The sequence below is a fragment of the Limnohabitans sp. INBF002 genome (genome assembly GCF_027924905.1).
GTDB lineage: Bacteria > Pseudomonadota > Gammaproteobacteria > Burkholderiales > Burkholderiaceae_C > Limnohabitans.
The window spans coordinates 2,315,138-2,340,311 of record NZ_AP027055.1; the positions used below are offsets into that span (position 1 = coordinate 2,315,138).

The 25,174-nt window shown below is 55.2% G+C and carries 19 protein-coding genes, 2 tRNA genes, 4 rRNA genes and 1 pseudogene; 2 read left to right on the forward strand and 24 right to left on the reverse strand.

Annotated features, from left to right (window positions below; genetic code table 11):
* Positions 1 to 6 precede the first annotated feature (6 nt).
* Positions 7 to 111 (forward strand): annotated as a pseudogene (locus QMG15_RS11615) (epimerase); the annotation flags it as partial.
* Between the two features lie 39 nt (positions 112 to 150).
* Here the strand turns inward: QMG15_RS11615 and QMG15_RS11620 are convergent.
* From QMG15_RS11620 to QMG15_RS11705, 18 genes are all read right to left on the reverse strand, one after another.
* Positions 151 to 816 carry an HAD family phosphatase gene (locus QMG15_RS11620; protein WP_281788732.1) on the reverse strand — a complete coding sequence of 222 codons (666 nt, stop codon included), beginning with the start codon at positions 814 to 816 and terminating at the stop codon, positions 151 to 153.
* A gap of 7 nt (positions 817 to 823) precedes the next feature.
* Positions 824 to 1,231, reverse strand: coding sequence for a YchJ family metal-binding protein (locus QMG15_RS11625; protein WP_281788733.1), 408 nt, complete (start codon positions 1,229 to 1,231; stop codon positions 824 to 826).
* Positions 1,232 to 1,238: 7 nt separating this feature from the next.
* A complete protein-coding gene (locus QMG15_RS11630) occupies positions 1,239 to 2,120 on the reverse strand; it encodes a cupredoxin family protein (protein WP_281788734.1) in 882 nt (293 codons plus the stop codon).
* A 72-nt stretch (positions 2,121 to 2,192) separates the two neighbouring features.
* A complete protein-coding gene (locus tag QMG15_RS11635; protein ID WP_281788735.1) occupies positions 2,193 to 3,323 on the reverse strand; it encodes an acyl-CoA dehydrogenase family protein in 1,131 nt (376 codons plus the stop codon).
* Positions 3,324 to 3,332: 9 nt separating this feature from the next.
* Positions 3,333 to 4,523 carry an acetyl-CoA C-acyltransferase gene (locus QMG15_RS11640; RefSeq protein ID WP_281788736.1) on the reverse strand — a complete coding sequence of 397 codons (1,191 nt, stop codon included), beginning with the start codon at positions 4,521 to 4,523 and terminating at the stop codon, positions 3,333 to 3,335.
* 38 nt (positions 4,524 to 4,561) lie between these two features.
* Positions 4,562 to 5,215, reverse strand: a complete 654-nt coding sequence (gene can / locus QMG15_RS11645) for a carbonate dehydratase (RefSeq protein ID WP_108358400.1) — start codon at positions 5,213 to 5,215, stop codon at positions 4,562 to 4,564.
* 3 nt (positions 5,216 to 5,218) lie between these two features.
* Positions 5,219 to 7,216, reverse strand: a complete 1,998-nt coding sequence (locus QMG15_RS11650) for an LTA synthase family protein (RefSeq protein ID WP_281788737.1) — start codon at positions 7,214 to 7,216, stop codon at positions 5,219 to 5,221.
* 47 nt (positions 7,217 to 7,263) lie between these two features.
* On the reverse strand, positions 7,264 to 8,445 hold the full coding sequence (locus QMG15_RS11655; protein WP_108401894.1) for an isovaleryl-CoA dehydrogenase: 1,182 nt from the start codon (positions 8,443 to 8,445) through the stop codon (positions 7,264 to 7,266).
* Between the two features lie 17 nt (positions 8,446 to 8,462).
* On the reverse strand, positions 8,463 to 8,894 hold the full coding sequence (locus tag QMG15_RS11660; protein WP_233246831.1) for a PaaI family thioesterase: 432 nt from the start codon (positions 8,892 to 8,894) through the stop codon (positions 8,463 to 8,465).
* The gene (locus tag QMG15_RS11665; protein WP_108358403.1) at positions 8,891 to 9,322 is read right to left on the reverse strand and encodes a MerR family DNA-binding transcriptional regulator; all 432 of its coding nucleotides are present in this window, start codon (positions 9,320 to 9,322) and stop codon (positions 8,891 to 8,893) included. Before QMG15_RS11665 ends, QMG15_RS11660 begins: the two co-directional genes overlap by 4 nt.
* Before the next feature lie 60 nt (positions 9,323 to 9,382).
* The gene (locus tag QMG15_RS11670) at positions 9,383 to 10,378 is read right to left on the reverse strand and encodes a SprT family zinc-dependent metalloprotease (RefSeq protein WP_281788738.1); all 996 of its coding nucleotides are present in this window, start codon (positions 10,376 to 10,378) and stop codon (positions 9,383 to 9,385) included.
* Positions 10,379 to 10,388: 10 nt separating this feature from the next.
* Positions 10,389 to 11,135, reverse strand: a complete 747-nt coding sequence (locus tag QMG15_RS11675; protein ID WP_281790137.1) for a lysophospholipid acyltransferase family protein — start codon at positions 11,133 to 11,135, stop codon at positions 10,389 to 10,391.
* Positions 11,135 to 11,728, reverse strand: coding sequence for a D-glycero-beta-D-manno-heptose 1,7-bisphosphate 7-phosphatase (gene gmhB / locus QMG15_RS11680; RefSeq protein WP_281788739.1), 594 nt, complete (start codon positions 11,726 to 11,728; stop codon positions 11,135 to 11,137). The genes QMG15_RS11675 and gmhB overlap by 1 nt, the downstream gene beginning before the upstream one ends.
* Positions 11,729 to 11,743: 15 nt before the next feature.
* Positions 11,744 to 13,897: a glycine--tRNA ligase subunit beta gene (glyS, locus tag QMG15_RS11685; protein WP_281788740.1), complete on the reverse strand. Its 2,154-nt coding sequence runs from the start codon at positions 13,895 to 13,897 to the stop codon at positions 11,744 to 11,746.
* Positions 13,898 to 13,914: 17 nt separating this feature from the next.
* A complete protein-coding gene (glyQ, locus tag QMG15_RS11690; RefSeq protein ID WP_104799598.1) occupies positions 13,915 to 14,820 on the reverse strand; it encodes a glycine--tRNA ligase subunit alpha in 906 nt (301 codons plus the stop codon).
* Between the two features lie 64 nt (positions 14,821 to 14,884).
* Entirely contained in the window at positions 14,885 to 16,471 is a 1,587-nt protein-coding gene (lnt, locus tag QMG15_RS11695; protein WP_281788741.1) for an apolipoprotein N-acyltransferase, read from the reverse strand.
* Positions 16,472 to 16,522: 51 nt separating this feature from the next.
* The gene (locus tag QMG15_RS11700) at positions 16,523 to 17,407 is read right to left on the reverse strand and encodes a CBS domain-containing protein (protein WP_108358407.1); all 885 of its coding nucleotides are present in this window, start codon (positions 17,405 to 17,407) and stop codon (positions 16,523 to 16,525) included.
* A 68-nt stretch (positions 17,408 to 17,475) separates the two neighbouring features.
* Positions 17,476 to 18,201: a GNAT family N-acetyltransferase gene (locus QMG15_RS11705; protein ID WP_281788742.1), complete on the reverse strand. Its 726-nt coding sequence runs from the start codon at positions 18,199 to 18,201 to the stop codon at positions 17,476 to 17,478.
* A 182-nt stretch (positions 18,202 to 18,383) separates the two neighbouring features.
* Between QMG15_RS11705 and QMG15_RS11710 the strand changes: the two genes are divergently transcribed.
* The gene (locus QMG15_RS11710) at positions 18,384 to 19,298 is read left to right on the forward strand and encodes an MBL fold metallo-hydrolase (RefSeq protein ID WP_281788743.1); all 915 of its coding nucleotides are present in this window, start codon (positions 18,384 to 18,386) and stop codon (positions 19,296 to 19,298) included.
* Between the two features lie 76 nt (positions 19,299 to 19,374).
* Here QMG15_RS11710 and rrf (QMG15_RS11715) read toward each other — a convergent pair.
* The 6 genes from rrf (QMG15_RS11715) to rrf (QMG15_RS11740) all read right to left on the reverse strand — a co-directional run bounded on the left by rrf (QMG15_RS11715) (position 19,375) and on the right by rrf (QMG15_RS11740) (position 25,111).
* A 5S ribosomal RNA gene (gene rrf, locus QMG15_RS11715) occupies positions 19,375 to 19,487 on the reverse strand.
* A gap of 115 nt (positions 19,488 to 19,602) precedes the next feature.
* A 23S ribosomal RNA gene (locus QMG15_RS11720) occupies positions 19,603 to 22,479 on the reverse strand.
* Between the two features lie 344 nt (positions 22,480 to 22,823).
* Positions 22,824 to 22,899, reverse strand: a tRNA-Ala gene (locus QMG15_RS11725).
* A 19-nt stretch (positions 22,900 to 22,918) separates the two neighbouring features.
* Positions 22,919 to 22,995 (reverse strand) — tRNA-Ile (locus QMG15_RS11730).
* Between the two features lie 98 nt (positions 22,996 to 23,093).
* A 16S ribosomal RNA gene (locus QMG15_RS11735) occupies positions 23,094 to 24,628 on the reverse strand.
* Positions 24,629 to 24,998: 370 nt separating this feature from the next.
* Positions 24,999 to 25,111 (reverse strand): 5S ribosomal RNA (rrf, locus tag QMG15_RS11740).
* Together the 16S, 23S and 5S rRNA genes with 2 tRNA genes alongside form the textbook arrangement of a ribosomal RNA operon.
* Between the last annotated feature and the right edge of the window lie 63 nt (positions 25,112 to 25,174).

Sequence of the window (25,174 nt, forward strand, 5' to 3'; positions counted from 1 at the left end):
ACTGTGATGAAAGTATTGATTTTTGGCGCCAGCGGGATGGTGGGACAAGGCGTTTTGCGTGAATGCCTGACAGCCCAGGATGTGCACCAAGTCGTGACCGCTGGACGCACACCACTGGCGCAAACACACAGGGCTGAGCGTCCACACACCTCAGGCGAGGCTCCCCAATGACGGCAAACGTAAGTCGGTCATGTGTGCAAACACATGCTTGGCGCCCGCTTGCACGAGCACGTCAGTGGGCGCAAGAGGCGGCGCATACGCCCACACCGTCGCGCCCGCAGCCACACCCGCCGTGATGCCCACGGGTGTGTCTTCCACCACCAAGCAGCGTGCAGGGTCGACTTGCAAGTGTGCTGCAGCAGCCAAGTACACATCAGGGAAAGGTTTGCTGCGTGGCATTTCATGGCCACTGAAAATGCGGCCTTCAAAAAACTGAGCGAGGCCCACGCGCTGCAACATCATCTCAACTTTGTAACGGTCTGCACCAGAAGCAACCGCAATGCGGCCCTCGCAGCGTTCATGCAGATGACGCACAGCATCGTGAATGCCGTCGATGGCAGTGATGTCGCTTTCTAGGCGAAGGTTGCGGCGGCGATAGAACTCGTCCATGAAGGCGTCGGTCAGCGGCTTGCCTGTGTGACGTTCAATCAGGTCAGCGCGGCTGCGCACGGTGTGGCCCACAAAGTGCGCCATGCATTCGGCCAAGCTCAAGCGCCAGCCGTTTTCATCCAGCATGTCACGCAAGGCACCGCAGGTGATGGCTTCGCTGTCGACCAGCACGCCATCGCAATCGAACAAAACAGCTTCAAATGTCATGCGGGAATTATCCGCGCTGATCACCATCGACATAAAACCAGCGGCCGTCTTCGCGCACAAAGCGGCTGCGCTCGTGCAGGCGCACGGCTTGGCCGGCCACACGGTAACGCGCCACAAACTCCACCTCGGCTGTGTCAGCCCCTGCGACTGTGTGCTCGCGCACCTCCAGGCCTAACCACTTGGCGCCTGTATCGAAGTCGAGCAATGCAGGACGTGTGCTGCTGTGCCACGTGGTGAGCAAGTAGTTGGCTTGTTCGTGCACAAACGCGCTGTAACGTGAACGCATGAGGTGCTCTGCGTCGGGCGCAGGTGCGGTGTCGAAGTGGTCAACGAAACGACTGCAGCAATCGGCGTATGTCGCTGGACGTTTCTTGGTGTCGATGCGCCCGCACGGGCAGGCAGCGCTGGCACGCATACCGGATTCAGGGCAAAACAGAAATCGTGCCGCGCATACCGGCTTCGTAATGACCGGGTTCAAAGCACGCAATGTGCAACACACCTGCATCAGCAAAAGTCCAGCGCAGCTCGCCCGACTCGCCAGCGCCTAAGCTGAGTGCGTTATCCGCATGGTGGTGATGGGCGCTTGGCTTTTTCATCTCCTGCGCATGGGCTTTCAACTCGGCGTCCGTGCCGATGATGAACTCGTGGCGCACCTTGCCAATGTTCACCACACGAATTCGCACGGTTTCACCTGATGTGGCTTGCCAGTTGGCAGGCGTGAAACGCATGGTGTCATCCATGGTGATGGTGACGGTTCGCATTGACGCATCGCCAGCCGTCGCATCATGTGAATGGGCATCGTGGTTGTGCTCAGGGGCGGCACTCGCTTCGCCGTGCGAGTGGCTGTGTTCAGAAGCGGGCGCCCCTTGCAACACAGACCATGCAGCCGCAGAGCCTGCCATCACAACCGCAAACGAAATTAAGCCGTAACTGACCAGCGCACGCGCGCGCAGTTGGCCACGCCAATCCATGAAGTACATGGCCAGCAAACTCAATACAAAACCGAGTGGCACAACCCACAGGCTGCGGTCTGGCGAATCAGGAAAGTGCTGCAACCCGCCGGTGAAAAACCCCAAGCCGATGGACGACAACAAACCAAAGCCCAGCACATCGCCCCAGCGCACATGGCGTGCTTGGTCGTTGCGAATGTCTAGCCATGAGCCCAACAAATAAAACAGCACACCAAAGCCGGCGGTCCAGATCGAGCGCGACTCGCTGAAAAAGCCATGGTTCACCGCCCCTGCAATGAAGCTGATGCCACCGTATTTGAACAAGGTGGCGATATGGGTTTGGGCAAAGCTCATGGCAAATTCCTATTCACTGAAGTGCAGACAAACAATCCTACACAGGCCATGTGAACGGCAAGTTAAGGCAGATCAAGCCAAGGCGCGTTGGATGATGATTTTTTGCACGTCGCTGGTGCCTTCGTAGATTTGGCAGACGCGCACGTCGCGGTAGATGCGCTCGACGGGGAAGTCATTCACCACGCCGTAGCCGCCTAAGGTTTGAATGGCCACACTGCACACCTTCTCGGCCGTTTCACTGGCAAAGAGTTTGGCCATGGCAGCTTCTTTCAAACAAGGCAAGCCAGCGTCGCGTAACGCAGCGGCGTGGTACATGAGTTGGCGCGCAGCTTCGAGTTGCGTGGCGCAATCGGCCAAACGAAAACCCACCGCTTGGTGGTTGAAGATGGCTGTGCCAAAGCTCACGCGTTCTTTGCTGTACTGCAAGGCCGCTTCAAACGCGCTGCGCGCCATGCCAATGCTTTGCGCAGCAATGCCGATGCGACCGCCTTCCAAAGCAGACAGCGCAATCTTGTAGCCCTCACCCTCTGCGCCAATCAGGTTTTCAGCGGGGATGCGGCAGTTGTCAAAGTTGATTTGTGCGGTGTCGCTACTATGTTGGCCCAGCTTGTCTTCGAGGCGTGCCACTTGGTAGCCAGGTGCGCTGGTGGGCACGATGAAGGCGCTCATGCCCTTTTTGCCTGCGCCTTTGTCGGTCACGGCAATGACGATGGCCACATGGCCGTTTTTACCGCTGGTGATGAATTGCTTCACGCCGTTGATGACGTATTCGTCGCCTTCTTTGGTGGCGGTGGTGCGCAGCGCAGAGGCGTCAGAGCCCACGTGTGGTTCGGTCAAGCAAAACGCGCCGAGCATGTTGCCTTGGGCCAATTCGGTGAGCCACTGTTTCTTTTGGGCATCGTTGCCGTAGCGCATGAGGATGGCGTTGACAGGGCAGTTGGTCACGCTAATCGCCGTGCTGGTGCCGCCATCGCCTGCGGCGATTTCTTCTAAAACAATCGCGAGCGTGGAATAGTCCAAGCCAGCGCCGCCCAAGTCTTCAGGCACGCAAATGCCGTAAGCGCCGAGGGCGGCCAAGCCTTTGTGCACCTCATGCGGAAAGGTGTGTTCTTTGTCCCATTTGGCGGCGTTGGGCCAGAGTTCTTGCTGTGCAAAGTCGCGCACAGCATCGCGAATCATGGTTTGATCTGGGGTGAGCAACATGGCGCGTCCTTAAATGATTTCGAGCGCGACAGCCGTGCCTTCGCCGCCACCGATACACAAGGTGGCCAAGCCTTTTTTCAGGCCGCGTGCTTTGAGCGCGTGAATCAGCGTGACCATGATGCGCGCACCCGATGCACCGATGGGGTGACCCAAAGCACAGGCGCCGCCGTTGACGTTGACCTTGTCGTGCGACACGTTGAGTTCTTTCATCAAAGCCATGGGCACCACGGCGAAGGCTTCGTTGACTTCCCACAGGTCCACGTCTTCCACTTTCCAGCCGGCTTTGGCCAAGGCTTTTTGTGTGGCGCCCACAGGGGCTGTGGCAAACCATTCAGGCTCTTGCGCGTGCGTGGCGTGGCTGACGATGCGGGCCAGTGGCTTGCAACCCAATTTCTTGGCTGTGCTTTCGCGCATCAACACCATGGCTGCGCCACCGTCGTTGATAGACGAGCTAGAGGCGGCGGTGATGGTGCCGTCTTTTTTGAACGCGGGCTTGAGCGAGGTGATTTTGTCGAGCTTGATTTTTCCTGGGCCCTCGTCAATCGACACCACGGTTTCGCCTGAGCGGGTCTTCACTGTGACGGGGGTGATTTCTGTGGCGAAGGCACCGCTCTCGGTGGCGGCTTTGGCGCGCTGCACGCTGGCAGTGGCAAACGCGTCTTGCTCGGCGCGGGTGAAGCTGTACTTGGCCGCGCAGTCTTCACCAAAGGTGCCCATGCTGCGGCCAGGTTCGTAAGCGTCTTCCAAGCCGTCGAGCATCATGTGGTCAAAGATGCGGTCGTGGCCAATGCGGTAACCGCCACGGCCTTTGAGCATCAGGTAAGGCGCGTTGGTCATGCTCTCCATACCGCCAGCGACCAACACATCGTGCGTACCAGCAATCAACATGTCGTGCGCAAACATCGCCGCGCGCATGCCTGAGCCACACATCTTGGACAAGGTCACTGCGCCAGCAGACTTGGGCAAACCGCCTTTGAACGCCGCTTGACGTGCAGGGGCTTGACCTTGACCGGCCATCAAACAGTTGCCAAACAAGACCTCAGTCACCAACTCGGGGCTGATGCCTGCACGCTCCACCGCGGCCTTGATGGCGGCACCACCGAGGTCGTGCGCGGCAAGCGCAGAGAAGTCGCCTTGAAAGCTGCCCATGGGGGTGCGTGCTGCGCTGACGATGACGATGGGGTCTGCGTGTGAGGTCATGTTGTGTCTCCTGTTGAGGTTTTGAAAAATAAAAGCTGTTACATCCCGCGTGGATATTTCTTGAAAGCGCGACGAAAGACATCGACCACTTCGCCCGGACGGCTCATCGTCACATCCAAGTCGTGCGCCAAGCCATCAGACACGCGGTAAATCCATCCATGAATCGACACCTTTTGCCCGCGGCTCCACGCGTCTTGCATGACGTTGGACAAGGCCACGTTGCCCACTTGTTCGATCACGTTCATTTCGCACATCACGTCTTCCAATTGCGGTTGTGGCAAATGGTTCAAGCGCTGGCGATGGCGCAAACGCACGTCTTGCACATGACGCAGCCAGTTGTCTGCCAATCCAATGCGCGTGCCGCGCGTGGCCGCCAACACACCACCGCAGCCGTAGTGCCCCACGACCATGATGTGTTCGACTTTCAAGCAATCCACGGCGTATTGAATAACAGACAAGGCGTTCAAGTCTGAGTGAACCACCACATTTGCCACGTTGCGATGCACAAATACTTCGCCAGGATCAAGGCCTGTAATTTGGTTGGCTGGGACACGGCTGTCTGAGCAACCGATCCACAAATATTTGGGCAGCTGCTGCTGGGACAGGCGGGAGAAAAATCCAGGTTGCTCGCGCTCCATGCGCGCCGCCCATTCCCGGTTGTTGTCGAACAGATGTTTGAGTGAGTTAGGCATGCTTTATTTCTTCTTCCCTGAGACTTGATGGATGTGATGACGGAGATTCCAGTCCATCAATGCTACGCGGGCACGCGCTTTGGCGTCTTGTTCGGCTTGCCATTCACACACACTGCCTAAGGGTTGACAGGCCAATGTGTTGGCGCCTCCCATGCTCCAAATGGCATGGTTAGAACGCGCTTGCCCAATGAACGTCACAGCCAGTGCCTCGGCGGCATCTGTGGCACTGGGGCACTTGGCCAAGTCACGCCCCGTCATCAGGTAGCCCTGGCCAATACCAAGCATAGGAAACAGCGTGGGGAACATGTCCAAATGACTGGCGGCCTGATGCAAGGCGTTGTCACACGACAGCTTGCCAGCCCCCCACACCACAAACGGCACTTGCTGACGCAATACTTGACTTTCAGGCGTGGCGTATTGGCCAAAGGTGCGCACGTTGTGATCACCTGTGGCGGCCACCACCGTGCGCTTGGCGGCGGGGCTGCTTTCCACTGCAGTCACGAACTTGGCCAGCTCGTCGTTGGCGTAACGGTAGGTTTGCAGATTGGGGATCAGGTGTTCAGAGCCTTTGTCGCCCGGCCACTTGTTGATGTCAAACACAAAGGGCTTGTAATCTGACGGCAGCTCATAAGGCGGATGGTTGGTGGTGGACATGGCGTAGACAAACAAAGGTCTGTCTTTGGGCTGCTTGGCCAAGCGCTCTTCGATGATGCGAAACATGTAAGCGTCCCAAACGCCCCAGATGCCGCCCTCAGCACCAGGGTATCTGGCACGCAAGGTCGCCGCATCAATCACCTCGTCAAAACTTTGGGTCAGCAACACACGGTTGAGTTCGCGCCAGCCCGATTGACCTGACGTGACGAACAAGGTGTCGTACCCCGCTTTCTTCATCGCAAACGGAACCCCCCAATCCAACATGATGTGGCGGTACTTGCCATTGGTGATCGGTGTGACGGGGGTATTGAACAAGATGGCTTCAAGCGCAGGATGGGTCCCGTGGTGGGCCGCGTCGAAGTTGTCAAACAACCAAGCGTTGTGCAATTTGTTGCTCAAGCCCGCGAGCACGTCCATGTCCTGGGATTGGTATTTGAAAGGCTCCGCACTCCACGACTCCATTTGGAAGAACACCAAGTTCTTGCCATTGGGTTTGTGAGGGCCCGCAGCCATGAGCGCACGTTGCACACCTTCGGGCGTGGTTGCGGTCAAGCCATAGGCACGCGCGGCATCTTGGTACGACCCAAAACCATAGGTTTTCAAACCCGTGTCTTCTTCGCCAATGTCGGTAGAGGTGCGATAAGCATCCCAGGCGTTGTAGAGCGCGGTCACGCCGTTAGGGATGACGTTGTTCAAAAACGATTTGCTGGTGGCCGTGATGTTGTCCAACTGCAAGGCCATGCCTTTGAGTGTGCCTTTGCCCACCATCAACACGACGACTAACAAAACGGGAATCAACAACACATGCCACGCACTGGCCCAGTGTTGTTGCAGCCACTGCCATGCACGCTGCCCCACCCGCAAGGCCAATGCGTTGGCAGACCACACGGCCAGCGCCAGTACCGCCACAATTTGCAGCATCGGAAAGTCTTGCCAAATGGTGTGTAGCACGGCGATGGTGTCGTCATCGGCGAGACCAAAAATCACGCTGTCAATCGGCAGCTTGTAAAAACCGTAGTAATAAAAGTTGATGACCGCGAGCAATGCAAAAGCGCTGGCCCAAACGCGAATGACCACTGCACGCATGCGCCCATGCCAGCCCAACAAGGGGAACAGCAACAGCGCAGCAATGGCCCCCATCTTCAAGTCAAACCGAAAGCCCATGAGCAGGGCCACGGGCAACTCGGCCCACAAGTCATTTCCGGGGGAGGGCCAGTAGGCGGTCAGCATCAACACGCGCGCCACGCTGAACCACAGCGCCAGCGCCAGCCCGACACACAGACCCACCCCAAAACCGTGAAGCACGGCACGCGAGGGGATTAACAAAAGGGCAAGAAGTTTGTTCATTCAATCACGAGTCAAAAAGGGTGCGCCGCAGGTGTGTGGCGCAAGCCTCACATTGTCTCGGCAAACAGCTCGCGGCCAATCAGCATGCGACGAATTTCGCTGGTGCCAGCACCAATTTCGTACAGCTTGGCGTCACGCCACAAGCGGCCCAGTGGGTATTCGTTGATGTAGCCATTGCCACCAAAAATCTGCACGCCTTCGCCTGCCATCCAGGTGGCTTTTTCAGCCGTCCACAAGATCACCGAAGCGCAGTCTTTGCGCACTTGGCGGACGTGATCGGTGCCCAACAAATCGAGGTTTTTGGCCACGGTGTAGGCAAAGCTGCGACCGGCTTGCAATACGGTGTACATGTCGGCCACTTTGCCTTGGATGAGCTGGAACTCGCCAATGCTTTGACCAAACTGTTTGCGGTCATGGATGTAAGGAATGACGTTGTCCATCACCGATTGCATGATGCCGAGTGGGCCGCCTGACAGCACTGCGCGTTCGTAGTCCAAACCGCTCATCAGCACTTTGGCACCCATGTTCAGGCCACCCAAAATATTTTCAGCGGGCACTTCGACGTTGTTGAACACCAACTCGCCGGTGTGGCTGCCGCGCATGCCCAGCTTGTCGAGCTTTTGCGCGACGCTGAAGCCCTTCATGCCCTTCTCGATCAAGAAGGCCGTCACGCCACGTGCGCCCAGCTCGGGCTCGGTCTTGGCGTAGACCACCAGGGTGTCAGCGTCGGGGCCGTTGGTGATCCACATCTTGCTGCCGTTGAGCACGTAGTAGCCGCCCTTGTCTTCTGCTTTCAGCTTCATGCTGATGACGTCAGATCCAGCGCCAGGTTCGGACATGGCCAAGGCGCCCACATGCTCACCGCTGATGAGCTTGGGCAAATACTTTTGGCGCTGTGCGTCGGTGCCGTTGCGCTTGATTTGGTTCACGCACAAGTTGCTGTGCGCGCCGTAGCTCAGGCCCACGCTGGCAGAAGCGCGCGAAATTTCTTCCATCGCGATCATGTGGGCCAAGTAGCCCATGTTGGCGCCGCCGTATTCTTCGCCCACGGTGATGCCCAGCACGCCGAGGTCGCCCATCTTGCGCCACAGGTCCATGGGGAATTGGTCGTCGTGGTCGATCTGTGCAGCGCGGGGGGCGATTTCGGCTTGCGCGAAATCACGCACGGCGTCGCGCAACGCATCGATGTCTTCACCTAATTGAAAGTTGAGGCCGGGTAAATTGTTCATGTTTGTCTCCGATGGGCTTAGTAGGTTTTGTTCACAGTGGCGAGGGTTTGCTGCATCAAGGCGCAAGGCGATTCGCCGCCGTTGTCGTCGAGGTGCACCACTTCGGCGGTGGTGATGATGAGGCGCTTGCCCGCCCGCACCACATGGCCGCGGGCTCGTAATTCGCCGCCTTGAAAAGCAGCCAAGAAGTTGATCTTGTATTCCACCGTCGTGACTTCTTGCCCCTCAGGCGCGAGGGTGAGACCGGCGTAACCCGCCGCAATATCAGCCAGCGCGCCCATGGCGCCGCCGTGATAACCGCCTTGTTGTTGGGTGACGCGCTCAGAATACGGTAAGGCGATTTCCACCTCACCGGGCGCAACGGAAACGATGCGCGCACCGAGGTGCTGCATCATGCCTTGGCGCACAAAACTGGCTTCGATGCGCGCGTGTAAATCGGGGTGCGTCATGCCTTGCTCGCTTTCGCAGATTTGGCCACCTTGGCGGGCTTTTCGCCCTGCTTCGCCAACAAGCTACGCGCTTCTTTTTCGTGGGCTTTCACCTCATCAAGGTTGGCTTCAATTTCAGCCATTTGCGCTTCGAGTTCGCGCTTGTGGGCATCGAGCACGAGCAAGAATTTTTGCAGCTGCGGCCCCGTGTCGCGTGGGGTGTCGTACATGTCGATGAGCTCTTTGGCCTCGTTGAGCGACAAGCCCAAACGCTTGGCACGCAAGGTGAGCTTGAGGCGTGTGCGGTCGCGGTGGCTGTAGACGCGGTTGCGCCCGCCGGGGCCAGAGCGCTCGGGTTGTAACAGGCCCATGTCTTCGTAAAAACGGATGGCTCGCGTGGTGAGGTCAAACTCACGCGCTAAGTCGCTGATGGAGTAGGTGGTCGCCATGATGTCCTTGTTTACGTTTACGTAAACGTCAATTATGACGGGAAATCTCCAAAAACCAAGTCAAGACCACGGAGGTAAGGGTTCATCCTTAAGAACACGCCTGCGCTGGGCATAGTCGGGCATGACGCTTTGCACGGTTTCCCAAAAGCGCGGACTGTGGTCCATCACGCGCAAATGGCTGAGTTCGTGAGCCACCACGTAGTCGATCACGTCGCGCTTGTGGTGCACCAAACGCCAGTTAAGGCGAATGGACCCATTGGCGCTGGCACTGCCCCAGCGCGTGGCAGCACTGCTGAGCGACACGCGTTGCCACTGCACCCCGAGCTGCGGGGCAAAGTGGTCTAGGCGCTCCACAAACAAGGCTTTGGCTTGGCGCATAAGCCAAGCTTGCACAGCGTCGCGGATTTGCTGCGGCTCTGCCGTCAGCGGCAGGCCTAAGCGCAAGGTATGGACGTCCGAGGTGGCCGGCTCAAACTGCGCACTCTTCTTTTTGAGCGTGCTGGACGAATCAAGCACCACTTGCAACGGCTCGCCCAAATACGGCAGCACGACACCATCGGCCCACACGATGCGGGCGGCGCCGAGTTGCTGTTGACGCTCTTGCATCTCCACCAGTTTGCGCGCAATCCAATCGGCTTTTTCGCGCAAGGCCGATTCCACCTCGCCCACCGTCACCCAGCGCGGCGCGCTGACCTCTAGGCCGTCAGGCCCAATCGCCATGCCAATGGTGCGACGTTTGCCGCGCCGAAAGGCATAGGCCACATCGGTGGTGCCGAGTTGGATACGACGCGTCGCACGTGGGTGCGCGTGATGCGCATTGGGTAGCACCTGCCCCAAGGGTTCAGAGGGCAAATGTGGGCCGTGTAGCGCAGGTGCGGCGGGCAACGCATTGGCATCGCTGTGCAGGCCACCAAACAAGGTTTGCGGCTTGATGCGTTTGGGGGCTTTGGGTTGGCGTTTTTTGGGGCTAGGCCGGTTGTCTGTGCCGAGACCTTGCAAGGCCTTGGCAGTGGCCCCGTCGAACATGTCGAGCACGAGTTGCAAAAAGCGGCTCATGCGTGCGGGCTCAGTGTTGGCCGGCGTAGGCCTCGGGGTCGAGGCGGTGCATTTCGGCTTCGATCCACGTTTCGACTTCGCGCATCAGCTCGTCCGCCTCACGGCCCACGCTGGGAATGGGTTTGCCAATGGACACCTCCACCACACCTGGGTGTTTGATGAAAGCTTTACGTGGCCAGCATTTGGCGGAGGTCACCGCCACGGGGATGACGGGTGCACCTGTGGCAATAGCCAAGCGTGTGCCGCCGCTTTTATAGCTGCCGCGCTCACCACGAGGAATGCGTGTGCCTTCTGGAAACATGATGACCCAAACGCCACGGGCCAACAGGGCTTTGCCCTGCTCCACCACTTTGGCAAACGCTTTGGCGCGTTGGCTGCGGTCGATGTGAATCATGTCCAAGCTGCCAATGGACCAGCCAAAGAACGGCACATACAGCAGCTCTTTTTTGAACACATAGGCCAGAGGGTGCGGCATGATGGCTGGCATCAAAAATGTTTCGTAGGTGGACTGGTGTTTGACCAACAAGATGGCAGGGCTGGTTTCACCCACGGGCAAGTTCTCTTGGCCTTGCACTTCGTAACGGATGCCCATGATGACGCGCGCGGAATCCACGCTGAGCGTGAGCCACTTTTGCGCAATCGCATAAAGCTTGTCGCCCTTGGCGCCGAACACACGCGCCAACAAGATGAGCAAGGTATAGGGAATGACGGTGACAAACATGAACGCCATGTGCAGCGTTGAGCGGAGCATCGCCATCATGCTTTGCCCCCGGCTTTGCTGGCCTTCGCGGCAGACTCGGGTTGCGCGAGCAACCAATCCGCAAATGCGCTGAGGTCGGTATGCGCCAACGTGCCTTGCGGAAAATCAACGGGCAAGAGTTGGCCTTTGAGCTTGGCACCTTTGCCGGTGTGTACCAAATGCGTGGCGCAACCCACAGCGGCACCGGCTTGCAAGTCACGCAACGAATCGCCCACGGTGTGCACACCTTTGAGGTCCATGCCATAGCGCTCGCCAATTTGTTCATACAAACCCGGCAGAGGCTTGCGGCAGTTGCAAGTTTCTTCTGGACTGTGCGGGCAGTAGAACACGGCATCAATACGACCGCCCGCAACCGCCAAGAGCTTGTGCATCTTGCTGTGCATGGCATTGAGCGCCGCCACATCAAACAAACCTCGACCTAAGCCAGATTGGTTAGACGCCACCACCACGTGCCAGCCGGCATGGTTCAAACGCGCAATCGCTTCGAGCGCACCGGGCAGCGCAATCCACTCATCGGCAGACTTGACGTAGTCGTCGCTGTCTTGGTTGATGGTGCCGTCGCGATCGAGGATGACGAGTTTGGTTTGCATGGCTGGGCTTTGGCTTTAAGAAGCGAGGGCTGACAAATCGGCCACGCGGTTCATGGCCAAGTGCAAGCACTTGAGCAGGCCTTGACGGTTGAGGCGCAAGTCCATCTCTTCGGCGTTGACCATGACGTCGTCAAAAAACGCATCGACGGGCGAACGCAAGGTGGCCAAGGTTTGCAGGGATGCGGTGTAGTCACCAGCCTTGAACTGCGCTTCAGATTCAGGCAACAGCTTTTGCATGATGGCGTACAGCGCTTGCTCGGCATCTTCTTTGAACAAAGCGGTGTTGACGTGTGCATCGACCTCGCCTGCTTTTTTGAGCACGTTGCCGATGCGTTTGTTGGCAGCGGCCAAAGCGGCGGCTTCGGGCAATGCAGCGAAAGCGCGAACGGCGGTGAGGCGCTTGGCCACATCGCTCAAGCGTTGTGGGTGCAAGGCCAACACGGCTTCGACTTCTTGCGCTGAGTAACCTTGCTCGCGCAGGCCGCCAGAGAGGCGGTCGTAAATGAACGAGGTCAACGCCGCAGCTGGGTCGGTGATTTTGTCGCCGAAGGCGGGAATGGCTTGTGCAATCAACGCGTCCAAGGCCACATCCAAATTGGCTTCGCTCAACATGCGCACCACGCCCAAGGCGTGACGACGCAATGCAAATGGGTCTTTGTCGCCGGTGGGCAAATTGCCGATGCCAAACATGCCGACCAGGGTTTCGAGTTTGTCGGCCAAAGCGACCACCACACCCACGGTGTTGCGCGGCAATTCGTCACCGGCGAAGCGGGGCTTGTAGTGGTCTTCGATGGCTTGCGCCACCTCTTCGCCCAAGCCATCGTGACGGGCGTAATAGCCGCCCATGATGCCTTGCAACTCGGGGAACTCGCCCACCATGTCGGTCAGCAAATCGGTCTTGGCCAATTGCGCGGCAGCGTCAACGGCGGACACAAAGGCGGCGTCTTTGCCTTGCGGCAACAAAGCGGCAATGCCTTTGGCGATGGCGCGCACGCGGTCGGTGCGCTCGCCTTGCGTGCCGAGTTTGTTGTGATACACAACTTTGGCCAAACCGTCCACGCGCGAAGCGAGTGTCTTTTTGCGGTCTTGGTCAAAGAAGAATTTGGCGTCGGCCAGACGGGGGCGCACCACGCGCTCGTTGCCGCCAGTCACAGCCGATGCGTCATCGGGCGTGATATTGCTGACCACCAAGAACTTGTTGGTGAGCTTGCCTGCAGCATCGAGCAGCGGGAAGTATTTTTGGTTGGCCTTCATCGTGAGGATGAGGCACTCTTGTGGCACGTCGAGAAATTGTTTTTCAAACTCGCACTCCAACACATTGGGGCGTTCGACCAAGGCAGTGACTTCATCGAGCAAAGCCGCATCTTCGATTGGTCGGAGCGCTCCGTGCGACTGCGAGTCCTCGCCACCGCCAACTTTGGCTGCGGCTGCTTCGAGTTGGCGTGCAATTTCAGCACGGCGCTCGATGAAGCTGGCGATGACTGCGCCGTCTTTGGCGAGTGTGTCTGCGTACACATCGGCATTGGCCAACACGACGGGCGACACACGGGCTTCAAAACGGTGGCCCTGTGTGTTGTTGCCAGCGGTCAAGCCCAATGCTTTGACAGGCACCACGGTGCTGCCATGCAAGGCGACCAAGCTGTGCGCGGGACGCACAAAGTTAACGCTGCTCCAGCCTGGCAATTCGCAGTCGGTTTCGAGCTGGTAGCTCATCACTTTGGGGATAGGCAATTTGGCAATGGCTTCGGTCAAGGCTTTTTGCAAGCCATCGGCCAAGCTCGCACCTTTGACGATGCTGTCGTAGAACAAGGCTTCGGCCTTGCCATCGGGCGCGCGTTTGAGTTGCGCCACGGCCTCGGGTCCAGCGCCCAAGGCTTGCAGTTTTTTCAGCAAGGCGGGGGTGGCGTTGCCGCTGGCGTCTAAGCCCACAGTGACGGGCATGAGTTTTTGCTGCACGGCTTTGTCAGCAGCCAATGCCGACACGGCGGTGATGTGCGCAGCCAAACGGCGAGGCGATGCGTAGGCCGTCACGGCTGAATTAGCAGCGGTCAAGCCTTGGGCTTTGAGCTGCTCAAACAACACGCTAGAAAAAGCGTCGCCGAGTTTTTGCAAAGCCTTAGGAGGCAGCTCTTCCACGAAGAGTTCGATGAGTAGGTTTTGTGTCGTCATGTTCTTGTGTCCTACGCTCAAGCGGTCTTCTTTGGCATTTGTTCAACCCATTCGCGCGGGGCCATGGGAAAGCCCAAACGCTCGCGGCTCTCGTAATAGCTTTGTGCCACAGCGCGCGCCAAGTTACGGATGCGGCCGATGTAGGCGGCACGCTCGGTCACGCTGATGGCGCCACGGGCGTCGAGCAGGTTGAAGGTGTGCGCGGCTTTGAGCACTTGCTCGTAAGCGGGCAATGCGAGCTGCGCGCCCATGAGGTGCTGCGCTTGTTTCTCGTGTGCACCAAAAGCGGTGAACAAGAACTCAGCATCGCTGTGCTCGAAGTTGTAAGTGGATTGCTCCACTTCGTTTTGTTTGTAGACGTCGCCATACGTCAAGCCATCGGTCCACTGCAGGTTGTAGACGTTGTCCACGCCTTGCAGGTACATGGCCAAGCGTTCTAAGCCGTAGGTGATTTCGCCGGTGATGGGTTTGCAGTCAATGCCGCCGACTTGTTGGAAGTAAGTGAACTGCGTGACTTCCATGCCGTTCAACCAAACTTCCCAGCCCAAGCCCCATGCGCCCAAGGTTGGATTTTCCCAATCGTCTTCCACGAAGCGGATGTCGTTTTTCTTGAGGTCAAAGCCAAGCGCTTCGAGTGAGCCCAAGTACAGCTCCAAGATGTTGCTGGGCGCGGGCTTCAACACCACTTGGTATTGGTAGTAGTGCTGCAAGCGGTTGGGGTTCTCGCCGTAGCGGCCGTCTTTGGGGCGGCGGCTGGGTTGCACGTAGGCGGCTTTCCAAGGCTCAGGGCCCAAGGCGCGCAAAAACGTGGCGGTGTGCGAGGTGCCCGCACCGACCTCCATGTCGATGGGTTGCAACAAGGCACAGCCTTGCTCGGCCCAGTAGGACTGGAGTTTGAGAATGATTTGTTGAAAAGTCAGCATGCAAAGTGGCCAGCCAACGCTGGCAAATTAGGCTGCGGGTCAAGACGCCCGCAAACCTCTGATTTTACGGGCCGAAACGCCTCTGGCCGTGCCTAGATGCATGCGCCATGGCGGCAACGATGCAGAGGGTCAGCAACGCCAAGCCAGCCAGTGGCCAAAGCCCCCAAACGGACACCCAGCGTGCATAGGGCGTGATGGGTCCATGCACGCCATAAACATCGGCGGTAAGAGCGCCCTTCACGGCGCTGGGGAGTCGGTGCGTGACCTGGCCTTGGGCGTTGATGATGGCCGTGGCCCCTGTGTTGGTGGCGCGCAGCATGGGGCGGCCTAGTTCTATCGCGCGCATGCGGGAAATGTGCAAATGCTGGTCAATGGCTACGGTGTCACCAAACCAGGCAATGTTGCTGAGGTTGACCAGCATGGTGGGCGCACTTTCAGCGTCAGTAAAGCTCCGCGCCAACTCTTCTCCAAACAAATCTTCATAACAAATGTTCGGTGCAATGCGTTCACCCTTGAATTGCAGACTAGGTTGCGCCACATCGCCACGTGTGAAGTCACCTAAAGGGATGTTCATCATCTGAACAAACCACTGAAACAACGGCGGCACAAACTCGCCAAAGGGCACCAAATGGTGCTTGTCGTATTGGTAAGTAGCCGTCGATGCTGGCGTGGTTTGAGGCATCAAGCCCAATGCCGAGTTGCTGTATTGCAACTGCCCCTGTTGGCTGCGTTTTGCCAGCGGTAAGCCGACCAGTGCAGCTTGCGAACCTTTGGAAAAATGCGATTGCAATTGACGCCAATAATGCTCAGGCATTTGTTCTGGAATTAACGGAATTGCGGTTTCAGGCGTGACGATCAAATCGCTACGACCTGTGAGCAAGGCATCACGGTAGTCATGCAGGGCAAGGCTGACGCCCTCGCCAAACTTCAAGTCTTGCGCGATGTTGCCTTGCAGCAGCGTCACACGTAAGGGAGAGACAGAGACATCCGCAAGTGTCGCGCTTCTGCTGGGCGAGGTGACCCAAGTGAAGCCAAGGACAATCACGAACAAGCACGGACCGACCAGCGCCTTTGGCGATGCGACACCATTTCCTCGACGTTGTGCAGCAACAGCCATGGCGAAAAACGCAGACAACGCACATAGCCCGTAAACGCCAACCCAAGGCGCCCAGTGCTGCAACACGCTGTCTACGTGTGCATAGCCTACAGCCCCCCAAGGAAACCCGGTCCAAAGTGTGCCGCGCAGCATTTCAGCCAAGCCCCAAACAGCAGCAAAAGCACTGGCGCGAGGCAGCACGTTGACGCGCGTCTTACACACAGCATAAAAAATGGCACAAGCTGCGCCATAAAACAATGCCAAGCCTGCGGCAAGTAGCGCGACGGCAAGAGCGGCGACAGGGGCCGACAGCCCGCCGTAACGATTCATTGAAATGAACAACCACCACGTAGCGCCAAGCAGCCATGCAAATGAAAACGCCCAGCCTTTGGCAAAAGCTTCTTTAGGCGTTTGACTCCGATCCAAATATCCGGCAAGGACTAGCAAACTCACATACTGCAGCCAGCCTTGTGGCACGCCTTTAAAGTTGCCGTCAAAAGGCCAAGCAAGCGAGATGGCCTGCGTCAAACCAGCCACGACCAAAAGCAGGGTCACGTGCAGTGTCAGAGGCCACCTCTGTGATTGCAGTGTGTGCTCGCGCATTCTTTAGATCGGCGCTTTATCGACGGGGGCGGGGTACACCTTGAACCACTTCACAGCACCGCCGCGCGTGTGCAGCACTTCGAACCGTAATTTGTTGATTTCAAAGTGTTCGCCGCGCCGAGGTACGTGGCCCATGGCATGAGCGATGAAGCCGCCAATGGTGTCAAAGTTTGTATCTTCGCTTTCCTCAGCAGCCGTGACTTCAAGGTGTGTGCCAAATGCTTCGGCAACGCGTTCAAGTGAAGCATTGCCACTCACGCGGTAAGTGTCGTCGGCCAATGCGAAGATGTCGCCGACATCTTCTTGACTGTCAAATTCGTCTTCAATGTCGCCCACAATTTGTTCCAACACATCTTCAATTGTGATAAGCCCTGCGATGCGGCCAAACTCATCGACGACCAAAGCCATGTGGTTGCGTGTGTTGCGAAACTCACGCAACAAGTCGTTCAAGCCTTTGCTTTCTGGCACAAAAACGGGAGGCCGCAGCAATGTGCGAATGTTCAGAGCTGGTGCACGCTGGAGTTTGAGCAGATCCTTGGCTAACAAGATGCCGACCAAGTTATCTCTCTCTCCTTCGTACACGGGAAATCTCGAGTGCCCCGTGTCGATGACTTGATGCAAACTCTCTTCAATGGGAGCATCAAGGTTGATGAGATCCATGCGCGGCGCAGCGACCATGACCTCACCGGCGGTGAGATCAGCCATGCGCAGCACGCCTTCAAGCATGAGACGGCTTTCCGCACCAATGACTTGGTTGTCTTCTGCGTCTGAGAGTGCATCAAGCAGCTCTTCACGCGAGTCTGGGCCAGGATGTATGAACTCAAGCAAGCGCTGCCAATAGCTGCGCTTGTCTTGTTTGTCTAATTCTCGGGAATGCGGGGGTATCACAGTGTTGCAGCCATTGCTGCGGGAGTCTCACAAGCCTCAAGCATAGCCCATGCGGATGGGCGATTCATTTACTCAGCTGCTTGATGCCGGGCGTCGCGTACACCATCACGAATTTCTTTAACCTTGGCCAAGAAACTCCAAAAACGCTTGGCATCTTCCTTGATGCTGTAGTTTGTTTTGGCATACTGATCGGCAACAAACTCGGTGACTCGGCTGTCGAGGTCACGCTTTGGCAAGCTCAGGAAGGCTTCTGTTTCTGAACCGTCACGCTCTATTTTTGCGCCGCCCTTGCGCGCAATTCGAATCATGGGGGCATTTTCACTCAGGGCATGGATGTACATCTGGTACACCTTTTCGTTGCGGGCATGAATCACTGCACGCTCAAACAAACGTGCGCCGTAACCACGACCACGTGCGTAGGCAGATACGGACACACCAAATTCGGAGCTAAATTCACGTCCGGGATCTTTGATCAGCGCCAAATGCGCCATCGCAATGATCTCGAGATTGCTATTGAATATCCCGTAAATTTCATCACGGTCAAAATTCAGCCCCGCAACGTAGCGCTGTATGTGCTCGTCTGTGGCTGTATAGCCGAAGCGCAAATAACGGTCGTGCTCTGACAGCGCCAACAAATGCGCCAAAATTTGAGGCACGTGCTCGATTCCCAACGGCGCGATTGGAATCAATACGCCGTCGGTTTTATGAAATTGCTCTTGCGATGCGCCAGTGAAGCGAAGCATTTGTCGCCCGCCCTCCAAGGTGGTTTTTGCAAGAGTGTGTACGAGTGCCATGATGGAATTCTACGGGTTTTCCCTCATTCTTTCAGTTATCTGACGTCAATTAGGCGCGCGGCTCTAAACAGAGAAGTCGTGCATTTGTAACGTACGTCACAGCCAACGTGTTGCAGCGAGGCGGTAACTGTCAAAATGTTATCGAGAACGCTAATTTCTAATATTTGAGGACACGCACTTTCATGCTCGCATTACCTTCCGGCGTTACTTTTTTCGAAAGAGGTTGGCTTTCGTCCAACAATGTGTTAATTCAGGATGAGGCTCAAGCCATCCTCGTTGACTCAGGTTACTGGACGCATGCTGAGCAGACTGCGGCGCTTGTGACAGCAGCCCTGAAACAGCAACCGCTCACCACGGTTATCAATACGCATTTGCACAGCGACCATTGCGGCGGAAATGCGCATCTGCAAGCATTGTTTCCTAAGCTTGAAACCTTGATACCACCTGGTCATGCAAGCTATGTTGACTCATGGGACTCGAATGCGCTAACTTACACGCCAACAGGTCAGTACTGTCCCCCATTTAAAAAGTCGGGCGTTCTTCGCGATGGTGACCATTTTTGTGTTGCAGGCAAAACATGGCGGATCCATGCTGCACCGGGTCATGACCCGCATTCAATCGTCCTCTTCAATGAAGAAGATCGTGTGTTGATCTCTGCCGATGCACTTTGGGAGAATGGCTTTGGTGTTGTTTTTCCAGAAATTGAAGGACTATCAGCGTTCAATGAGGTCGAATCAACACTTCAAATCATTGAGCGACTTGCTCCAAAACTCGTACTCCCTGGTCACGGCGCGGCTTTCACCGACGTGACGGGCGCACTTGTACGTGCAAGAAGTCGCCTGGCGCAATTTCAAAATGCACCTGATAAGCACGCAAGCTACGCGGCCAAGGTTTTACTGAAGTTCAAGCTGCTTGAGTTACAAAAAGTCAAACTGAGTGACTATTGCATTTGGGCGCATTCTGCTGAATATCTGCACTTGCTGCATGCCATGTATTCAACAGGCATCAGTTTTGAGACTTGGTTTTTTGACTTGTGCCAGAGCCTAGAGACAAGCGGCGCATGCACGATCAATGATGAATACATCATCAATCATTAATTTAGAAATCTTAAATTTGAAAACCCAAAAACAAAAACCCCCACTCAATCGAGCGGGGGTTTCTGAGGCTGTAATAGCCTGACGATGTCCTACTTTCACACGGGAACCCGCACTATCATCGGCGCTAAGTCGTTTCACTGTCCTGTTCGGGATGGGAAGGAGTGGTACCAACTTGCTATGGTCATCAGGCATAACTTGTTGTCACCTTGATCAAATCAAGGCAACGAATTCATAGAGCAATATCAGATTTATTTTGAATGCGTCACTTGGCATAACTTCCTTGATCACATTGGATCAAAGTTATAGGGTCAAGTCGCACGAGCAATTAGTATCAGTTAGCTTAACGTATTACTACGCTTCCACACCTGACCTATCAACGTCCTGGTCTTGAACGACTCTTTAGGGGGCTCAAGGCCCCGGCAGATCTCATCTTGAAACGAGTTTCCCGCTTAGATGCTTTCAGCGGTTATCTCTTCCACACATAGCTACTCGGCAATGCCACTGGCGTGACAACCGATACACCAGAGGTGTGTCCACTCCGGTCCTCTCGTACTAGGAGCAGGCTTCCTCAAATCTGCAGCGCCCACGGAAGATAGGGACCAAACTGTCTCACGACGTTTTAAACCCAGCTCACGTACCTCTTTAAATGGCGAACAGCCATACCCTTGGGACCGGCTACAGCCCCAGGATGAGATGAGCCGACATCGAGGTGCCAAACACCGCCGTCGATATGAACTCTTGGGCGGTATCAGCCTGTTATCCCCAGAGTACCTTTTATCCGTTGAGCGATGGCCCTTCCATACAGAACCACCGGATCACTATGTCCTACTTTCGTATCTGCTCGACTTGTCAGTCTCGCAGTTAAGCACGCTTATGCCATTGCACTATCATCACGATGTCCGACCGTAACTAGCGTACCTTCGAACTCCTCCGTTACGCTTTGGGAGGAGACCGCCCCAGTCAAACTGCCTACCATGCACTGTCCCCGATCCAGATAATGGACCTAGGTTAGAACCTCAAACACACCAGGGTGGTATTTCAACGTTGGCTCCACCGAAACTAGCGTTCCGGCTTCAAAGCCTCCCACCTATCCTACACAGGTCTGTTCAAAATCCAATACAAAGCTACAGTAAAGGTTCATGGGGTCTTTCCGTCTTTCCGCGGGGAGATTGCATCATCACAAACATTTCAACTTCGCTGAGTCTCAGGAGGAGACAGTGTGGCCATCGTTACGCCATTCGTGCAGGTCGGAACTTACCCGACAAGGAATTTCGCTACCTTAGGACCGTTATAGTTACGGCCGCCGTTTACTGGGACTTCAATCAAGAGCTTGCACCCCATCATTTAATCTTCCAGCACCGGGCAGGCGTCACACCCTATACGTCCACTTTCGTGTTTGCAGAGTGCTGTGTTTTTATTAAACAGTCGCAGCCACCGATTCTCTGAGGCCTCATTCTGCTCCCCTTGTACAGGTTCACATACTAAAGGCACACCTTCTTCCGAAGTTACGGTGTCAATTTGCCGAGTTCCTTCTCCTGAGTTCTCTCAAGCGCCTTAGAATACTCATCTCGCGCACCAGTGTCGGTTTGCGGTACGGTCGTGTGTAGCTGAAGCTTAGTGGCTTTTCCTGGAAGCAGGGTATCACTCACTTCGGATGCAAGCATCCTCGTTATCACCCCTCATCTAAGCCCGGCGGATTTACCTACCAGGCACGACTACAGGCTTGAACAGACATATCCAACAGTCTGCTGAGCTAACCTTCTCCGTCCCCACATCGCACTACACATCGGTACAGGAATATTTACCTGTTTCCCATCAACTACGCATCTCTGCCTCGCCTTAGGGGCCGACTCACTCTACGCCGATGAACGTTGCGTAGAAAACCTTGCGCTTACGGCGAGGGGGCTTTTCACCCCCTTTAACGCTACTCATGTCAGCATTCGCACTTCTGATACCTCCAGCACGCTTTACAACGCACCTTCACAGGCTTACAGAACGCTCTCCTACCACTTGCAATAAATTGCAAATCCGCAGCTTCGGTAACTGGCTTAGCCCCGTTACATCTTCCGCGCAGGACGACTCGATCAGTGAGCTATTACGCTTTCTTTAAATGATGGCTGCTTCTAAGCCAACATCCTGACTGTTTTAGCCTTCCCACTTCGTTTCCCACTTAGCCAATTTTAGGGACCTTAGCTGGCGGTCTGGGTTGTTTCCCTCTTGAGTCCGGACGTTAGCACCCGGTGCTCTGTCTCCCAAGCTGTACTCTGCGGTATTCGGAGTTTGCATTGGTTTGGTAAGTCGCCATGACCCCCTAGCCAAAACAGTGCTCTACCCCCGCAGGTAATACTTGAGGCACTACCTAAATAGTTTTCGGAGAGAACCAGCTATTTCCAAGTTTGTTTAGCCTTTCACCCCTATCCACAGGTCATCCGCTAATTTTGCAACATTAGTCGGTTCGGACCTCCAGTACCTGTTACGGCACCTTCATCCTGCCCATGGATAGATCACTTGGTTTCGGGTCTACACCCAGCGACTAATTCGCCCTATTCGGACTCGATTTCTCTACGGCTTCCCTATTCGGTTAACCTTGCCACTGAATGTAAGTCGCTGACCCATTATACAAAAGGTACGCAGTCACCCTTGCGGGCTCCTACTTTTTGTAAGCATACGGTTTCAGGATCTATTTCACTCCCCTCCCGGGGTTCTTTTCGCCTTTCCCTCACGGTACTAGTTCACTATCGGTCAATGATGAGTATTTAGCCTTGGAGGATGGTCCCCCCATATTCAGACAGGATTACACGTGTCCCGCCCTACTTGTCGCTAGCTTAGTACCACACAGGTCTTTTCACGTACGGGACTATCACCCTCTATAGTCAACCTTTCCAGGTTGTTCCGTTAAGTCTTGTGCTATCACTAGCAGGCTTCTCCGATTTCGCTCGCCACTACTTTCGGAATCTCGGTTGATGTCTTTTCCTCGAGCTACTGAGATGTTTCAGTTCACCCGGTTCGCCTCCAGCAGCTATGTATTCACTGCAGGATTACCTTTCGGTAAGGTTTCCCCATTCAGAAATCTCCGGATCAAAGCTAATTTGCCAGCTCCCCGAAGCTTATCGCAGGCTATCACGTCTTTCGTCGCCTATCATTGCCAAGGCATCCACCATATGCTCTTAGTCACTTGACCCTATAACTTTGACACCTCTTTCGAGATCAAAAATTGTTTTCAAGGACTGATTTGACAGGTCTCTCACCTGTCGCGTTATGCCGTAAATATGAATAATCCTTCAATATCGCTATTAAAGAACATTCGTCATTACTTGAAATCCAAACCAAAGTTTGAATATTCGTTTTGACGCAATCAAAAATGTTACTAGCGGCACGGTCTGCACTAAACCTTTACGAATGTGCAGTTTCCGCTAGTAACTCTGATATCTACTCTATGAATTTTTAATGAACAGCCTAGTTAATCAATCAATATCGATCAACAACAAAGAAGCCTCAACAGAAGCTGCTTTGTTGTTGAATGAATGGTGGAGGATGACGGGATCGAACCGACGACCCCCTGCTTGCAAAGCAGGTGCTCTCCCAGCTGAGCTAATCCCCCAATGAATCACTTAGACGTTTGGTGGGTCTGGTTGGAATCGAACCAACGACCCCTGCGTTATCAACACAGTGCTCTAACCAACTGAGCTACAGACCCAAGCCGGTCGCGACATCCTCAGTAAACCGAGTTAATCGACGACAACCTTCAAAACAACCGATAAGTGTGGACGTTCAATTTAGATTGCAGTTTTCCAGAAAGGAGGTGATCCAGCCGCACCTTCCGATACGGCTACCTTGTTACGACTTCACCCCAGTCACGAACCCTGCCGTGGTAATCGCCCTCCTTACGGTTAGGCTAACTACTTCTGGCAGAACCCGCTCCCATGGTGTGACGGGCGGTGTGTACAAGACCCGGGAACGTATTCACCGTGACATTCTGATCCACGATTACTAGCGATTCCGACTTCACGCAGTCGAGTTGCAGACTGCGATCCGGACTACGACTGGTTTTATGGGATTAGCTCCCCCTCGCGGGTTGGCAACCCTTTGTACCAGCCATTGTATGACGTGTGTAGCCCCACCTATAAGGGCCATGAGGACTTGACGTCATCCCCACCTTCCTCCGGTTTGTCACCGGCAGTCTCATTAGAGTGCCCAACTAAATGTAGCAACTAATGACAAGGGTTGCGCTCGTTGCGGGACTTAACCCAACATCTCACGACACGAGCTGACGACAGCCATGCAGCACCTGTGTTACGGCTCTCTTTCGAGCACGCCTCTATCTCTAAAGGCTTCCGTACATGTCAAAGGTGGGTAAGGTTTTTCGCGTTGCATCGAATTAAACCACATCATCCACCGCTTGTGCGGGTCCCCGTCAATTCCTTTGAGTTTCAACCTTGCGGCCGTACTCCCCAGGCGGTCAACTTCACGCGTTAGCTTCGTTACTGAGTCAGTGAAGACCCAACAACCAGTTGACATCGTTTAGGGCGTGGACTACCAGGGTATCTAATCCTGTTTGCTCCCCACGCTTTCGTGCATGAGCGTCAGTGCAGGCCCAGGGGATTGCCTTCGCCATCGGTGTTCCTCCGCATATCTACGCATTTCACTGCTACACGCGGAATTCCATCCCCCTCTGCCGCACTCCAGCTATACAGTCACAAATGCAGTTCCCAGGTTGAGCCCGGGGATTTCACATCTATCTTATATAACCGCCTGCGCACGCTTTACGCCCAGTAATTCCGATTAACGCTTGCACCCTACGTATTACCGCGGCTGCTGGCACGTAGTTAGCCGGTGCTTATTCTTACAGTACCGTCATGAGCCCCTAGTATTAATAGAGACCTTTTCGTTCTGTACAAAAGCAGTTTACAACCCGAAGGCCTTCGTCCTGCACGCGGAATGGCTGGATCAGACTTGCGTCCATTGTCCAAAATTCCCCACTGCTGCCTCCCGTAGGAGTCTGGACCGTGTCTCAGTTCCAGTGTGGCTGGTCGTCCTCTCAGACCAGCTACAGATCGTTGGCTTGGTGAGCCTTTACCTCACCAACTACCTAATCTGATATCGGCCGCTCCAATCGCGCGAGGTCTTGCGATCCCCCGCTTTCATCCTTAGATCGTATGCGGTATTAGCGTAATTTTCACTACGTTATCCCCCACGACTGGGCACGTTCCGATATATTACTCACCCGTTCGCCACTCGCCACCAGACCGAAGTCCGTGCTGCCGTTCGACTTGCATGTGTAAAGCATTCCGCCAGCGTTCAATCTGAGCCAGGATCAAACTCTATAGTTCGATCTTGATATTTTTTTGATCTTTCGATCAACTCATAAATTGGAATCGACGTGATTTTCTTTGACGAATTTCACATCTTTTTTACTTCATGAGCGTTTGTTAGCTAATTAAAGCTAAGTTCCTAAAGAACTTGGCAATCACCATCAAACGCCCACGCTTATCGGCTGTATGTTTTTAATGAACCACTCAACTACTTGAGCAACTACGCTGCGATCAGCGAAGCCTTGCAGTATAGCACAATTAAGTGCCACTTTGCAAATGTTTGGAGATTTTTCGTTAAGAAGAATCTCCAAACATCTCTATCCTTAGATAGAGAGCTTGGGAACAAAAACCCCCACTCAATCGAGCGGGGGTTTCTGAGGCTGTAATAGCCTGACGATGTCCTACTTTCACACGGGAACCCGCACTATCATCGGCGCTAAGTCGTTTCACTGTCCTGTTCGGGATGGGAAGGAGTGGTACCAACTTGCTATGGTCATCAGGCATAACTTGTTGTCACCTTGATCAAATCAAGGCAACGAATTCATAGAGCAATATCAGATTTAT